The organism is Nitratireductor sp. PBL-C9 (assembly GCF_050877045.1).
In the GTDB taxonomy this organism is placed as follows: domain Bacteria; phylum Pseudomonadota; class Alphaproteobacteria; order Rhizobiales; family Rhizobiaceae; genus Nitratireductor; species Nitratireductor aquimarinus.
The window spans coordinates 17,308-32,357 of the sequence record NZ_JBPAXW010000003.1; the positions used below are offsets into that span (position 1 = coordinate 17,308).

10 protein-coding genes and 1 pseudogene are annotated in these 15,050 nt (G+C 60.8%); 2 read left to right on the forward strand and 9 right to left on the reverse strand.

Annotated elements, in window-relative coordinates; all coding sequences use genetic code 11:
* Nucleotides 1-28 precede the first annotated feature (28 nt).
* From ACRTG1_RS07535 to dnaG, 6 genes and pseudogenes are all read right to left on the reverse strand, one after another.
* On the reverse strand, nt 29-322 hold the full coding sequence (locus ACRTG1_RS07535) for an HlyU family transcriptional regulator (protein ID WP_206543958.1): 294 nt from the start codon (nt 320-322) through the stop codon (nt 29-31).
* Nucleotides 323-405: 83 nt separating this feature from the next.
* On the reverse strand, nt 406-825 hold the full coding sequence (locus ACRTG1_RS07540) for a secondary thiamine-phosphate synthase enzyme YjbQ (RefSeq protein WP_206543959.1): 420 nt from the start codon (nt 823-825) through the stop codon (nt 406-408).
* A gap of 57 nt (nt 826-882) precedes the next feature.
* On the reverse strand, nt 883-1,176 hold the full coding sequence (locus ACRTG1_RS07545) for a GYD domain-containing protein (RefSeq protein WP_113155731.1): 294 nt from the start codon (nt 1,174-1,176) through the stop codon (nt 883-885).
* A 218-nt stretch (nt 1,177-1,394) separates the two neighbouring features.
* Nucleotides 1,395-1,726: pseudogene (locus ACRTG1_RS07550) on the reverse strand (carbonic anhydrase family protein); the annotation flags it as partial.
* 143 nt (nt 1,727-1,869) lie between these two features.
* Nucleotides 1,870-3,864 carry an RNA polymerase sigma factor RpoD gene (gene rpoD / locus ACRTG1_RS07555; RefSeq protein ID WP_113155733.1) on the reverse strand — a complete coding sequence of 665 codons (1,995 nt, stop codon included), beginning with the start codon at nt 3,862-3,864 and terminating at the stop codon, nt 1,870-1,872.
* Nucleotides 3,865-4,224: 360 nt separating this feature from the next.
* Nucleotides 4,225-6,165, reverse strand: a complete 1,941-nt coding sequence (gene dnaG, locus ACRTG1_RS07560) for a DNA primase (RefSeq protein ID WP_206543961.1) — start codon at nt 6,163-6,165, stop codon at nt 4,225-4,227.
* A 238-nt stretch (nt 6,166-6,403) separates the two neighbouring features.
* Here dnaG and ACRTG1_RS07565 point away from each other — a divergent pair, with 238 nt between their 5' ends.
* Entirely contained in the window at nt 6,404-8,782 is a 2,379-nt protein-coding gene (locus tag ACRTG1_RS07565) for a bifunctional diguanylate cyclase/phosphodiesterase (RefSeq protein WP_432516015.1), read from the forward strand.
* Nucleotides 8,783-8,849: 67 nt separating this feature from the next.
* Here the strand turns inward: ACRTG1_RS07565 and ACRTG1_RS07570 are convergent, their stop codons facing one another.
* Both ACRTG1_RS07570 and ACRTG1_RS07575 read right to left on the reverse strand, forming a co-directional pair.
* Nucleotides 8,850-11,216: a heavy metal translocating P-type ATPase gene (locus tag ACRTG1_RS07570; protein WP_432516016.1), complete on the reverse strand. Its 2,367-nt coding sequence runs from the start codon at nt 11,214-11,216 to the stop codon at nt 8,850-8,852.
* A gap of 142 nt (nt 11,217-11,358) precedes the next feature.
* Nucleotides 11,359-11,808: a GatB/YqeY domain-containing protein gene (locus ACRTG1_RS07575; RefSeq protein ID WP_113156380.1), complete on the reverse strand. Its 450-nt coding sequence runs from the start codon at nt 11,806-11,808 to the stop codon at nt 11,359-11,361.
* Nucleotides 11,809-12,206: 398 nt separating this feature from the next.
* Here ACRTG1_RS07575 and carA point away from each other — a divergent pair, with 398 nt between their 5' ends.
* Nucleotides 12,207-13,406, forward strand: a complete 1,200-nt coding sequence (carA, locus tag ACRTG1_RS07580; RefSeq protein ID WP_297560345.1) for a glutamine-hydrolyzing carbamoyl-phosphate synthase small subunit — start codon at nt 12,207-12,209, stop codon at nt 13,404-13,406.
* A 60-nt stretch (nt 13,407-13,466) separates the two neighbouring features.
* Here the strand turns inward: carA and ACRTG1_RS07585 are convergent, their stop codons facing one another.
* Nucleotides 13,467-14,954: a TadE/TadG family type IV pilus assembly protein gene (locus ACRTG1_RS07585; RefSeq protein ID WP_283799570.1), complete on the reverse strand. Its 1,488-nt coding sequence runs from the start codon at nt 14,952-14,954 to the stop codon at nt 13,467-13,469.
* Nucleotides 14,955-15,050 lie beyond the last annotated feature (96 nt).

The following is a 15,050-nucleotide window of genomic DNA, read 5'->3' on the forward strand; positions in this document are numbered from 1 at the left end:
CCAGCGAGTCAGACCCGCTCGTTGAAGATCAGGTGAAGATCTTCTCGCCCTGCTCATCGATCATCTGCCGCGCCTTGCGGATCGACTGATCGGCGGCGAATTCAGCGCTGGGGAAACGGTCCGCGCGCACCAGCCGGTGTTCCCTGCGTTCGCCATCCACGTCCTTGGTGATAAGCGCGCAGGTCTGGAACTGGCCGCCTTCGGAGAAGGGCGTCGGCTGGATCGTGAAGCCCTTGTGCTCCACCGCGTCTCCGACAGGCTTTGCCTCACCCGTTTCCGGCGCGCTGCCCCCGCCCCCGAAAAGCCGCTTCAAGAATGACATACGCTTACTCCCGTCAAATTCGATATTTGATATCGTTTTACCCGCAGAAGCATTGCTGCGAAACCATTGCGAACACTCTCTCCTCAGGAGAGGTGCAATACCACCTCGCGCTGGTGCGGATGTGTGCGGTGCTCGAAGAGGTAGATCCCCTGCCAGGTTCCAAGCGCCAGACGCCACCGCACCACCGGAATACCGATGGAAACCTGTGTCAGCGCCGCCTTGATGTGGGCCGGCATGTCGTCGGGACCTTCCAGACGGTGAACCACCCAGCTCATTGAAGCATCATCCGCGGGCGGCACGAGACGGCGAAAGAACACCTCCAGATCCCGCTTCACATCCGGGTCCGCGTTTTCCTGAATGGTCAGGGAGCAGGATGTATGACGCACGAAGACCGTCAGGAGACCGGCCTCAACACCTGCCTCCCTGACGAAATCCTCAACCCGATCGGTAAATTCGTAAAGCCCCGCGCCCATGGTCGACACGGAGAGAATTGCCTGTCGCATCCGGAGGTGGTGCCCCGGCGAGCCGAACCTGTCAAGCGCACCGGAGCGAGCTTATCCCTAACCGAGCGAGCCGATGATGTCGCGATAGGCGGCTTCGGGGAAGGCCTTCACCACCTTCGTGCGCACATTGCCGCCCATGCCGAGCGTCAGCGCAAAGCGCGCCGCAACCTCATCATCAGGGGCCTCGGACACGGCGACCATGTCGTATTCACCCATGGTCAGATAGAACGCCCGCAGGGTGCCACCCATTTTGGAAAGCGCAGCCTTCGCGCTTTCCAGCCGGTTTGGCGAATCCTTCACATTCTTGATGCCCTGGTCGGTCCAGTTGATGAGAATGATGTAGGTGGTCATGTCACACCTCCCTGCGACGCACACCGGCCACCGACCGGATGCGCCCTTCATCGCCCATACCGCCTGCAACAAATCCTGCCGCCTGCCACACTGGCGTTGCAAGCTGGGCTTTGGAGGTAAAACAGGACCTTACGGAGAATGAAGGAGGCCGGACATGAAGCCCGGCCCTCATCATTCCGAATATGCCCGCGCATGCCGGCGAAAGAACCTGATGCCAATCACTGCGAAGCGAGGATGAAGCGCCGGTTTGACTGGCGCACGGGCCTTGCATTGCCCGAATAGAGCGTTGTGTACCGGCGAATGTCTTCAGCCGCGACGCGCTTTGGTGCGCGCAAAACCATCCAGTCGACGATTTCGGAGCAAGGCGGCGTCGTGAGCGAGCCCTCATAGAACCAATAGGCAAGGTCGTCCGGCAGGAGCCCGCCCGGGTCGACATCCGCAACCGACGCACTGCCCTGCACCTTGCCAGGAAAGACAGGCGCGAGGCTTTCAAAGCATCATCACGCTCTCCCGGCTCAATGAAAACGCCGAGCACGCCAAGGGCGCCGCTTAAATAAACAGAACAAATCAAATTATAGATCAGAAAGGAAAGGCGATCACGGACGAATATAGAATTATTGTTTTACAAATTTAGATTACAAAAAACCCGGCTTTGCAGCCGGGTTTTTATCGCAGGTCGTGAGTGACCTCTGATTAGCTGTCCAGGAAGCTCCGCAGCTTTCTGGAGCGGCTCGGGTGCTTGAGCTTGCGCAGCGCCTTCGCCTCGATCTGGCGGATACGCTCACGCGTCACCGAGAACTGCTGACCGACTTCTTCCAGCGTGTGGTCGGTGTTCATGCCGATGCCGAAACGCATGCGCAGCACGCGTTCCTCGCGCGGGGTCAGCGAAGCGAGAACACGGGTGGTGGTCTCACGCAGGTTCGCCTGAATGGCCGCGTCGATCGGCAGGACAGCGCCCTTGTCCTCAATGAAGTCGCCGAGATGCGAATCTTCCTCGTCACCCACCGGGGTTTCGAGCGAGATCGGCTCCTTGGCGATCTTGAGCACCTTGCGCACCTTCTCCAGCGGCATGGCCAGCTTTTCGGCCAGCTCTTCCGGGGTCGGCTCACGGCCGATCTCGTGCAGCATCTGGCGCGAGGTGCGGACGATCTTGTTGATCGTCTCGATCATGTGGACCGGGATGCGGATCGTGCGGGCCTGGTCGGCAATCGAACGGGTGATTGCCTGCCTGATCCACCAGGTCGCGTAGGTGGAGAACTTGTAGCCGCGGCGGTACTCGAACTTGTCCACCGCCTTCATCAGGCCGATATTGCCCTCCTGGATCAGATCCAGGAACTGAAGGCCGCGGTTCGTGTACTTCTTGGCGATGGAGATCACGAGACGCAGATTGGCCTCGACCATCTCCTTCTTGGCGATTGCAGCTTCGCGCTCGCCCTTCTGCACCTGGTTCACGATGCGACGGAACTCGCCGATGGAGATCGCGGTTTCCTGCGCGAGATTCTGGATCTCGGTGCGCAGATCTTCGATCGCCCTGGCTTCGTTCTTCGAGAACTCCTTCCAGCCCTTGCCGGAAAGCGTTGCAACGCGCTCGGTCCAGTTCGTGTCGAGCTCGGACCCCTGATACTCCTTGAGGAAGGATTCGCGCTTCACGCCATAGCTTTCGGCGAGCCGCAGCAGACGGCCCTCGTTCTGCACAAGGCGCTTGTTGATGTCGTAAAGCTGCTCGACCAGCGTCTCGATACGCGCATTGTTGAGCGAAAGCGACTTCACCGAAGTGATCAGCTCGCCCTTCAACTGCTTGTAGCGGCGCTCCTGGCTGCTCGACAGGCTGTCGGCGTCGGCCAGGCTCGATTCCACCTTCTGGTCCTGCAGCTTGCGCAGTTTCTTGTAGGTGTCGGCGATGAAGTCCAGCGTCTCCATGACGCCGGGCTTGAGTTCGGCCTCCATCGCGGCAAGCGACAGGTTGGCCTCATCCTCTTCGTCGTCCTCTTCCTCGCTCTGGCCCTCGCCGCCTACATTGGTGACGTCGTCGCTGCGCGAACGCGCGGACTTGTCATCAGCAGGCTTGTTCTCTTCATCAGGGCGCTGAACGACCGGCGCCTGCTTGGCTTCCGGGCCGGCATAGGTCGCTTCGAGATCGATGATCTCGCGCAGCAGGATCTTGCCTTCGTTGAGTTCGTCACGCCAGATGATGAGCGCCTGAAAGGTCAGCGGGCTTTCGCAAAGCCCCGCGATCATCGTCTCGCGGCCAGCCTCGATGCGCTTCGCGATGGCGATTTCGCCTTCGCGCGACAGAAGCTCGACCGAGCCCATTTCGCGCAGATACATGCGCACCGGATCGTCGGTACGGTCCGTCGGCTCTTTCTTGGTCGTCGTGGCGACAGCCGTTCCCGACTGCGTGGTCAGCTCGCTGCTTTCCTCACTGTCATTGGAATCGTTGTCTTCCGCAGCTTCCTCATCCTCGACCACATTGATGCCCATATCCGAGAGCATCGCCATGGTGTCTTCGATTTGTTCGGAACTGACCTGGCCAGAAGGAAGAACGGCATTAAGCTCGTCCATTGTCACATAGCCGCGCTTCTTCGCGGCCTTGATCATCTTCTTGACTGCGTCATCGGAAAGGTCGAGCAAAGGGCCGTCGGTGCCCTCGCGTTCGGTTTCGACCTCTTCCTTCTCTTTTGTCGCCATGCTTTGCCTTCTCCAACCGAGCGGGGTTCCATGCCACCCCGTCGCCGCCGCTGCAACGGCTGTCCGTCACGACATCCCGCAACCTGATTCGTGGTCTAGCGCCGGCCGCGTTAATGTCGGATTAACCCTGATACTTAGGTGGACTCCCTATCGTGTCCAATTTCAGTATCTTTTCTCTTGCGTGCCGCGCTTTTCGCGGCGTCGGCACAGCCCATTCTCGAATCGAACCTGATTCCTGCATTCCGGCGCAACGTCAAGCCGAAGCACCCTGATTCGGAGTAAAAAAGCGAATCAGAGGGTGATTCTCGTGCTTTTTCCCGTTTCGGCCGGTTTTTAGCCAACCAGATAGGTTTGTCACGCTCAAGATCGATTCGCACGCCCTGATAGAAGACCGAAGCCTTCAATGAGCGCTTCAGTTGCCTGCAGATTGCTCAGCTCCGCCTGGATCTCAGTCAGATGCCGCGCATCCTCTTCATTCCAATCGTTTGCGAGCGCCAGTTCGGCCGCTTTCAGCTCCTTATGTAGAGAGCCTGCGCGCCGGTGCAAGTAGAGGGTCTGCGCAAAAGCCTCCCGCGCATCGTCCAGAGCAGCATTCTCAAGGGCCGGCCACATGTAAGCGCCCTTCACGCGCGCCTCCGCCTGCTTCCAGATCCCGACCAGTCCGTCATCCTCGATCTTTTTGAGGATCATGTCCCGGTCATGCGCGGGGTTGTGCGCCACCGCATCCAGAAGAGACATGCGCAGCCGACCGAGATCGGCACTGGCCAGAAGCATCTGATCGAGCGCATCGAAATACTCATCCAGAAGGCCCGGATGATTTACCAGCGTCACGAGGAGGGTTGCCTCGCGCAGCGGCATTGCGGGTTTGGAACTGCGCACCAGAGCCGAGCGGGCCAGGCTTTCGGAAACCGCAAGCCGTCCTGACGCCCCACCGGGCCTGCCGCTGAAACCGCGATTGCGCCCACCACCACCGCCGCCATCGCGGTAGCCACGCTGGCCGCCACGCTTCGACTGCTCGCCCCCAAAGAAGGTGCGCGCACGCTCACGCATGTCCTGGCTGTAGTGGCGCTTGAGGTTTTCGTCGCGGATCTGCGCCGTCAGCGCCTGCAGATTGCGCTCCAGCTCAGCGCGGCGTTCGGGTGTATCGAACACCTTGCCGGAGGTTTCGCGCATCCAGAGCATGTCGGCCAGCGGGCGCGCGCCGGACAGAACCGCCGCAAATGCGTCCGGCCCCTCTTCGCGCACCAGATCGTCGGGGTCCTTGCCCTCGGGCAAAAGCGCAAAGCGCAGGCTGCGCCCCGGCTGCACCACCGGCAGGGCGAGATCGGCAGCGCGCCAGGCAGCGCGCAGCCCCGCCTCGTCGCCGTCGAAACACAGGACCGGCTCACCGGTCATGCGCCAGAGCAGTTCGAGCTGGTTTTCCGTGAGCGCCGTTCCGAGCGGCGCAACGGCGTTTTCAAAGCCCGCCTGCGCAAGCCCGATCACGTCCATATAGCCTTCCACCGCGATAACGGTGTCGCCCTTCGCGGACACACGGCGCGCGCGCGCCAGATTGTAGAGCACCGTTCCCTTGTGGAAGAGCTCGGTATCGGGCGAGTTCAGATATTTGGCAGGCACATCCTTGGACATGGCGCGACCGCCAAAAGCGATCACCCGTCCCCGTGCATCCTCGATGGGAAACATGATGCGATCACGGAAACGGTCATAGGAAACCGGGATATCGGGGCCGAACACGACAAGACCGCAGGCCTCGATCTGATCCTTCCCAACGCCCTTGCCGGCAAGAAACTCCTTGAGCGCATTGCGGCTCGACGGCGCGTAACCGATGCGGAAGCTCTGCTGCGTGGCGCTGGAGAGCCCGCGCGAACGCAGATAGGCCCGCGCCTCGGCACCCTGCTGCTCCTGCAGCATACTCTGGAAATAGCCTGCCGCCATTTCCATGACCTCGGAGAGTGAGGCGCGCTTCTGCTCGCGACGCTCCGCCTGCGGATCGCGCTGCGGCATCGGCACACCAGCCATGTCGGCAATGCGCTCGACCGCTTCGGGGAAGCTTATTCCATCGAGCTCGGAGAGAAAGCGGAAATGATCGCCCGACACGCCGCAGCCGAAACAGTGGTAACGCCCCTTGCGGTCCTCGCAGTGAAAACTCGGGGACTTCTCGCCATGGAAGGGACAGCAGGCCCAATAGTCGCCGCGCGAGGCGTTTGTCTTGCGCCTGTCAAACGTCACACGTGTGCCGATCACCTGCGAAATCGGAACGCGGTCGCGTATCTCATCAAGAAAGGAATTCGGAAAGCGCATTGTTCAGTTCAGAGCCTCTAGCCGCTCCATATAAGCACGTTCGTCGGCGACGGCGAATCGAGATCCGGCTTCTTCACGGTATTCACAGCCCTGCCCCGTCAGGCTGGTACTTCATAACCGCCATACAACTTAACCGATTATTCAAAACAGTGATGCTAAACGCTGGTTCAAAGAACAGCGCGCTGCGCCCGAATGCACGGCCAGCGACTGACAAAACGATCAGGTGGCGGGACACAAAGTGCTTACGGTTTACAATTGCATCGTCAATGAACACGACCCGGGAATGGTGCTTCTCGCCGGGGTCATTGGAGCCATCGCATCCTTTGCAGCGATAATCCTGCTCCAGCATTTATGTAAATCCACCGGCCGCACGCGCTGGTTATGGACCGCCGTTGCCGCAATCTGCTTCGGCTTTGGCGTGTGGGCGACGCACTTCATCGCCATGCTCGCCTTCGCTCCGGGCCTTCCTACGGCATATGACGTGCCGCTCACAGCCGTCTCCCTTCTGCTCGCCATCCTATTCAGCGGACTTGGCATGTCGGTCGCCGCCCGCCAGAAACTCGATCATCATCTGGTCGGCGGCGCGATTGTCGGCTCCGGCATCGCCGTCATGCACTTTACGGGCATGGCAGCGCTCGAGGTTGAAGGCCGTCTCGTGTGGGACATGGGGCTGGTCGCCGCTTCACTGATTGCCGGCGTCGTTCTTGGCGCACTGGCGATGCGCATTGCGCTCTCCCGCAGCAATGAAGCCAAGACCATCGCCGCGAGCCTGACGCTCACGCTGGCCATCTGCACCATGCACTTCACCGCGATGGGCGCCGTTTCGATCATTCCCGACCCGACGATCACCATCTCGCCCTTCTCCATACCGTCCATGTGGCTGGCCATGGCAGTCGCGTTCGCAGCCTTCATGATCTTCCTGATGACGGCCGTAGCGCTGTGGGTCGATATCCGTGACCGCAGCCGTGCAATCACCGAAGAACGCCGCATGCGCGGCCTCGCCAACGCCGCCATGGAAGGGCTTCTGGTATGCGATGACACCACCATCATCACCGCAAACCAAAGCCTTTGCACACTGAGCGGCCGCCCGCTCGATGAGCTCATCGGCATGGACTTCACCAGGCTCTTCACCTCCATCGAGAAGAATGGCGTCCTTGCCGATGAACCGGTCTGGGAGACCACGCTGAAACATGCGGACGGCACCACGCAGCCTGTTGAACTTCTTTCGCGCGTCATCGATTACAGCGGCAAGCCGCACACCGTCGTCGCTGTGCGCGACCTGCGCGAGCGCAAGAAGGCGGAGGCCGATATCCGCCGGCTCGCCATGCATGACACGCTGACCAACCTGCCCAACCGGCGCAACTTCACCGCCCGGCTGGAAGAAGAGATGGAAGCGCTCCCGGAAGGCAAATCCATCGCGCTTCTCTGTCTCGACCTTGACCGTTTCAAGGAGGTCAACGACCTGTTTGGCCATGCGGCCGGAGACACGATGCTGCGCAAGGTCGCCGACAATGCTGGCCGTGCGCTTCGCCATGGGCAGATGCTCGCGCGCCTTGGCGGCGATGAGTTCGCGATCATTGCACCGGGGCTTTCTGATCCGCGCGAGGCTGCGGCACTCGCAGAGGAAATCCTTCACGCTTTCCGCAAGGAAAACGAGCAGGCGAGCAATGATGGCCTGATGTCCACCAGCATCGGCATTGCGCTTTATCCGCAGGACGCCAGAGATCAGGAGACCCTGATCAACCATGCAGACACCGCGCTCTACCGCGCAAAGTCCGAGGGCCGCGATACCTATCGCTTCTATGAACACGAAATGGGGCAGGAAGCGCGCGCGCGGCGCATCATGGAGCATGAGCTGCGCCATGCGGTGGGCCGCAGAGAGTTTCACCTCGTCTACCAGCCACAGAAGAAGCTCGATACGGGCGAGCTGATCGGATACGAGGCGCTTCTGCGCTGGAAACACCCCGAGCGCGGCAACATTTCTCCGGGCGTCTTCATTCCGGTTGCCGAGGAAAGCGGCGCCATCGTGCCGATCGGCGAATGGGTTCTGCAGACTGCCTGTAGCGCAGCGGCCAGCTGGAAAGACGATCTCATGATCGCGGTCAACGTCTCCGCCGTGCAGCTGCACAGTGTGAACTTTCCGCAGACCGTACATCGCGTGCTTCTGGAAACCGGCCTCTCGCCGCATCGCCTGGAGATCGAGATCACCGAAACGGCCCTGGTGCGCGACATGCACCGTGCGCTCACCACGCTGCGCCAGCTCAAGGCGCTCGGCATCAAGGTGGCGATGGACGATTTCGGCACCGGCTATTCCTCACTCTCCAACCTGCGCGCCTTCCCGTTCGACAAGATCAAGATCGACGGCAGCTTCATTCGTCAGGTGGACACCAACGAACAGGCCGCAACCATTGTGAAAGCGGTTCTGGGCATCGGGCGCGGCCTCGGCCTGCCGGTGCTGGCGGAAGGTGTGGAGACCTCCGGCGAGCTGAGCTTTCTCGCCAGCGAGTTCTGTCAGATCGGACAGGGCTATTATCTGGGTCGACCCAGCCCGATCGAGGATGTGCTCCGGGAGTTCGAAACGGGGGAGCAAAAGCGCTCCGACGCGAACGCAGCCTGAGAGATCTCAACAAAAAGCCCCGCTCAGGACGGGGCTTTTTCATTTCTGGCTTCGCGAAGAACCAGATCTATCCGAGCTTCACGGTGCGAAGGCGCAGGGCGTTCGCGATCACGGAAACCGAAGACAGGCTCATCGCCGCTGCTGCGATCATCGGTGACAGAAGCGTGCCAAAGACCGGGTAGAGAATGCCAGCGGCCACCGGCACGCCGAGCGCATTGTAGACAAAGGCAAAGAACAGGTTCTCCTTGATGTTGCGGATGGTTGCCCGCGCCAGAGCGCGCGCCCGCACAATCCCGTTCAGATCGCCCTTCACCAGCGTGATGCCGGCGCTTTCCATAGCCACGTCTGCACCGGTCCCCATGGCGATGCCCACATCGGCAGCGGCGAGTGCAGGCGCATCATTCACGCCATCGCCCGCCATCGCCACGCTGGCTCCCTTGGCGCGCAGCTCCTCGATCAGCGCCTGCTTGCTCTCCGGCAGCATGTCGGCGCGCACTTCATCAATGCCGAGGCGTTCTGCGACCGCCTTCGCCGTGCGGGCATTGTCGCCGGTCGCCATGATGATGGTGAGGCCGAGATCATGAAGCGCGCGGATCGCATCGGCCGTCGTCTCCTTGACCGGATCGGCGACGGCAATGAGGCCGGCTGCCTTTCCGTCGACAGAAACGAACATGGCTGTCTTGCCATCGCTGCGCAGTGCGTCGGCCTGTTCAACCAGAGTATCAACCGTGACGCCGGCCTCTTCCATCATCGCCCTGTTGCCCAGTGCGACATGGTTGCCCGAGACCGTGCCGGAAACACCCTTGCCGGTGATTGCCTCGAAATCGGAAGCCGTTTCGAGTGTGACGCCACGCTCTTCCGCGCCAGCGACGATTGCCTCGGCCAGCGGATGTTCGGAACCTCGCTCCAGACTTGCCGCCAGTTTGAGGAAGCGTTTTTCGTCGATCCCCTCGGCAACCACCACATCGGTCAGTTTCGGACGCCCCTCGGTCAGGGTTCCGGTCTTGTCCACGATCAGCGTGTCCACCCTGGCAAAGCGCTCCAGCGCCTCTGCGTCCTTGATGAGGACACCCGCCTGCGCGCCCCTGCCCGTGGCCGTCATGATCGACATGGGCGTGGCAAGCCCAAGCGCACAGGGGCAGGCGATGATGAGCACCGAGACCGCCGAGACGATGGCGAAGACCATTGAAGGCGCAGGACCGAACATCGCCCAGACGACAAAGGCAATGATGGCGACCAGCACCACCGTTGGCACGAAGTAGAACGAAACCCGGTCGGCCAGCCCCTGAATGGGGGCGCGCGAGCGCTGGGCTTTGGCCACCATGTCGACGATCTGCGACAGGACCGTTTCCGAACCGACCCGGTCGGCGCGCACGATCAGCGTGCCATTCTTGTTGATCGTACCGCCCGTTACCGGGTCCCCTTCGGCCTTTTCGACGGGAACGGGCTCGCCGGTGATCATGGATTCATCGACGGAGGAACGCCCCTCCTCGACCGTGGCGTCGACGGGAATGCTGTCGCCGGGGCGCACCCTCAACCGGTCGCCTTCACGCACGTCATCCAGCGGCACATCGGCCTCAGAACCATCCTCGGCAATGCGCCGCGCCGTTTTTGGCGCAAGATCGAGCAGGGCCCGGATGGCCGAGCCGGTACGCTCACGCGCTCTCAGCTCCAGCACCTGACCGAGAAAGACCAGCGCCACGATGACGGCCGCTGCCTCGAAATAGACCGGCACCACACCGCCTTCGCCGCGAAACTGGGCCGGGAAGATATCCGGCATCAGGGTGGCGACGACGCTGTAGGCATAGGCCGCGCCCACACCGATGGAAATGAGCGTCCACATATTGGGGCTGCGATTGACGATGGAATCGTAGCCGCGACGGAAAAACGGCAGCGCCGCCCACAGAACCACGGGCGTTGCCAGCGCGAATTCCAGCCAGACCGCAAGCGGCTCACCGATCCAGTGGCGGAAAGGCAAGCCAACCATCGGCCCCATCGCAATCAGCAGCAGCGGAACCGCCAGAACTGCGCTTACCTTGAAACGGCGGGTGAAATCCACAAGCTCGGGATTGGGCCCCTCCTCGCCGGTGGGCACGCCCATGGGCTCCAGCGCCATGCCGCAGATCGGGCACGAGCCCGGCTCGTCGCGAATGATCTCGGGATGCATGGGACAGGTGTATTGGGTACCCCTGGGCATGGGCTCCTGTTGCCGAGCGCCATCCAGATACCGCTCCGGATCAGCTTCGAACCGGTCCTGACAGCGCTGCGAGCAGAAATAGTGACGCTCACCGCCGTGCTCCAGCGTGTGCCCGGCTCCCTCTATCGTCACGTCCATACCGCAAACCGGGTCACGCGCCGAGGCTTCGGTGTGAGCCTCCTTATGTCCGCCGCAGCAGGCTTTTTCAGCGTGATCATGTTTATGCGCATCGGCCATTGCACACCTCCAGAGATATGTGTTCGCTCCTGCGTTACTCCTTCCAGCCGCTGGAAGGTCAAACCCCTCTTCGCCTCAATGCAAAAAGGGCGACCCGATCGAGCCGCCCTGACATCCTGTTTCCCGCAATATGTGAAAGGCGCTAGCGCAGCATGCCCTTCACGATGCCGCTGGCTTTGCCGAAATCCATACGGCCGGGGAATTTTTCCTTCAGAACGTTCATGCAGCGCCCCATGTCGCGCAAACCGTCTGCGCCGACTTCCTGCACCACCTGGGCGCAGGCCTGCTTCAGATCGTCTTCGCCAAGGGGTTTTGGCAGAAACTCGGTGATCACCACGATCTCCTCGCGCTCCTGCTCTGCGAGCTCGAGGCGGTTGCCTTCTTCGAAAGCCTTTGCCGATTCCTGACGCTGCTTGGCCATTTTCGAGAGAATCTGGAGGATATCCTCATCACTCACAGGATCCTTGCCGGCTCCGCGATTGGCTATATCGCGGTCCTTGATAGCGGTCTGAACCAGACGCAGCGTCGAAACGCGGCGTTTGTCCTTCTGTTTGACGGCATCGTTCAACGCCCTGGCGAGTTTCTCGCGCATCATAACACCTGTCTCCAGTCACTAGGATGAACATAGCCCCGGCCGAATCTCGAAGCAAGCCGCAACGCCCCCATAAGTCATTGGAAACATTGGCATAAATATTTATTTGCTACAGATTGACCGTTTTTGAGCCTTTGCCTATTGTCCGCGACCTGCATGGACAATTTCCGTTTCGGCCTGAATCCACCGGCGATTTCGCCCGGGGCTGGACCCATGTCGATGGGCCATATGGCCTATAAGGCACTTTCTTTCAAGGCCCCTCGGGCGCAAGCCTCTTGCGCTCGGCGGCAAAAAGTGAGAACCGGTCTGCTCGCAGATCATGCTAAAGGAACCTGAACGGAGCGCCCGGTCATATGACCGTGATCGCGCCCGGGCACACGAAGGATGGAGACTTCCCAATGGCGACCAAGACCGCCCCATGGAGCACGACCCGGCCAACGGCTCTCATCGTGCTTGCCGATGGCACTGTCATAGAGGGCAAAGGCATTGGCGCTGGCGGAGAGGCCATTGGCGAGCTCTGCTTCAACACCGCGCTCACCGGCTATCAGGAGGTTCTGACCGATCCGTCCTATGCCGGGCAGATCGTCACCTTCACATTCCCGCATATCGGCAATGTCGGCGCCAATGACGAAGACATCGAAGACCTGCACCCGGCGGCGCGCGCTGGCGCGGTCGGCGCTGTTTTGCGCGCTGACATCACCAACCCCTCGAACTACCGCTCCGGCGGCCATCTCGATGGCTGGCTGAAGCGCCGCGGCATCGTGGCCATCAGCGGCGTGGACACGCGTGCGCTGACCGCGCTTCTGCGCGAAAAGGGTGCGGCCAATGCGGTGATCGCACATAATCCAGATGGCGCGTTCGACATCGAAGCCCTGAAGAGCAAGGCGCGCGAATGGTCGGGTCTGGTCGGCCTCGACCTCGCCAAGGAGGTTACCTCCGGCCAGTCGATGGGCTGGACGGAAACGCCGTGGGTCTGGGATGAAGGGTTTGGCGCGCAGGACGAGCCGACCCACCACATCGTCGCTGTCGACTATGGCGCGAAGCGCAACATTCTGCGCCTTCTGGCCGGTCTCGGCGCGAAGGTGACGGTGGTGCCCGCCAAGACCAGCGCCGCAGACATCCTCGCCATGAAGCCCGACGGTATCTTCCTCTCCAACGGCCCCGGCGATCCGGCGGCAACCGCCGATTATGCCGTGCCGATGATCCGTGAACTGCTTGAAACCGACATCCCGGTCTTCGGCATCTGCCTCGGCCATCAGATGCTTGCCCTGGCGCTTGGCGGCAAGACGGTGAAGATGCATCAGGGTCATCATGGCGCAAACCACCCGGTCAAGGACTTCACCACCGGAAAGGTGGAGATCGTGTCCATGAACCACGGCTTTGCAGTGGATGGCGACACGCTGCCGGAAGGTGTGGAAGAGACCCATGTCTCGCTGTTCGACGGCAGCAATTGCGGCCTGACCATCGCCGGACGCCCGGTCTTTTCGGTGCAGCACCACCCGGAGGCCTCGCCCGGCCCGCAGGACTCACACTATCTCTTCCGCCGCTTCGCCAATCTGATCCGCGAACGGCGCGGCGAGCCCGCACTGGCGGAATAACGACACAGCAAAAAGGGCGGCTCACAGGCCGCCCTTTCTTTTTCAGCACTCCGGCTTCCGTCAGGTCGACAGACGAAGCCGGACGATCTTCTCGCCAATGTTCTCGAACACCTTCTTGAGCTGACTGCTGGAGGGGGTGTCGTAATACTGGTCCGGCCGGCTCGCGCAGGCGCTCATCAGCGTACCTGTATCGGAGTCGTCCTCTTCAAGCCGGATCGTATAGATGTCGATCCCGTCCGCTTTGGCATAGGTGCAGGCTTCAAGCGTCTTGCTGTTCATCAGCTTGGTCGACTTGCTGGAGCTGGCGTTCACTTCACCATCAAGGCGGCCGTCGACCATGTATCCAAAGCTCGAGTAGCGCGACCGCAGCCTGTCATCACGAACACCGAAAATGTTTTTGCCGTCGGTCAGCACAACCATCACCTTGATGATGCCGTCATTCGGATCGCCGCCGGCAAAGGGCTCGTGCGGCGAGAGAACCCGCGTGCCCCACGCCACACCTTCCATGATGTTGGTGTTGCCGCTTGCCTTGAGCTTTTTAACCTTCGTTTTCAGATCGGCGTAGTCGTTCGTCAAAGGCGTCAGGGGCTCGGAAACGCACATATAGTTCGGACCGCGATTGTCCTCCAGGTCTTCCAGCGCGACGCGCTTGAAGATTTGCTTGTAGCCGTTGTAACCGTATTTCTTGAGCTTCTTTTCCCGGTCATTGCCGCGCGGGTCGACCTCGGACTCGATGTAATCGTTGCGATAATCCTCAGGTTCATCAATCGCAAACGTGGGTACGAACAGTGACGCCTGATGCGTCTGAACGGCCTCGGTGTCGGCGACATCGTGACGTTTGTCGCCATCGGGCATGCGTGTCTCAACGCAACCTTTCCATTCAAGCCCCATATTGTGATAGGCTTCGAAGCGGCTAACCCCGGCTTCCAGCTCAAGCTGCGGGATTTCGCTGACGCCTTCGAGATCAAGCCATGGAGCGCCAGTATCCTTGACGATCTTGCCGTTCTTGTCGAAATCCGGTGCAAATTGCGGACCGACATTGACGAAAGTCGAGAATGGCACAAGCGAAAACCGCAGCCGCTCGGGATCCTTGACCTGCGCAGAGATGTTGTCGATCAGTCCCTCGACCGCCGTTTTCATGTCGCGGAGTTTGCGTCCGCTCATGGAGCCCGTCGTGTCCAGAACCAGAGCGATTTCATAGGAAATCAGCGCCACATCCGCCTTCGACAGGGCGGAAACCGGCATGCTTTCCTTCCCCAGAATACCGCCGAAGAACAGCTTGACGTCCACGTCCGCCGTTACGGTGACGGATTCACCGACACGGTCAACGTCCAGATTCTTGAAAACAACGGGAAGATTGCCCGCAAGATAGGATTCGGCGATCGCGCGCGCCTCGGTATCCGTGATCGTCTTGCCCTTTTGCGCGACAGCAAGTGCTGCGCTGTCCAGACTGTTCTGGAGACTTGCGCGCACGCGGCTCATATTCGCGTAGTCCAGGGCAAAGCCAGAGCCCCCGATGAGGGCCATCGCCGACAGAGCCGTGATCATTGCAAAATTGCCGGATCGGTCCGCTCCGAAACGCTCACACAAGCGCGTCCCGGAACGCAAAAAGCGTTCTAAAAGAGAAATCATATGCCCACCCAA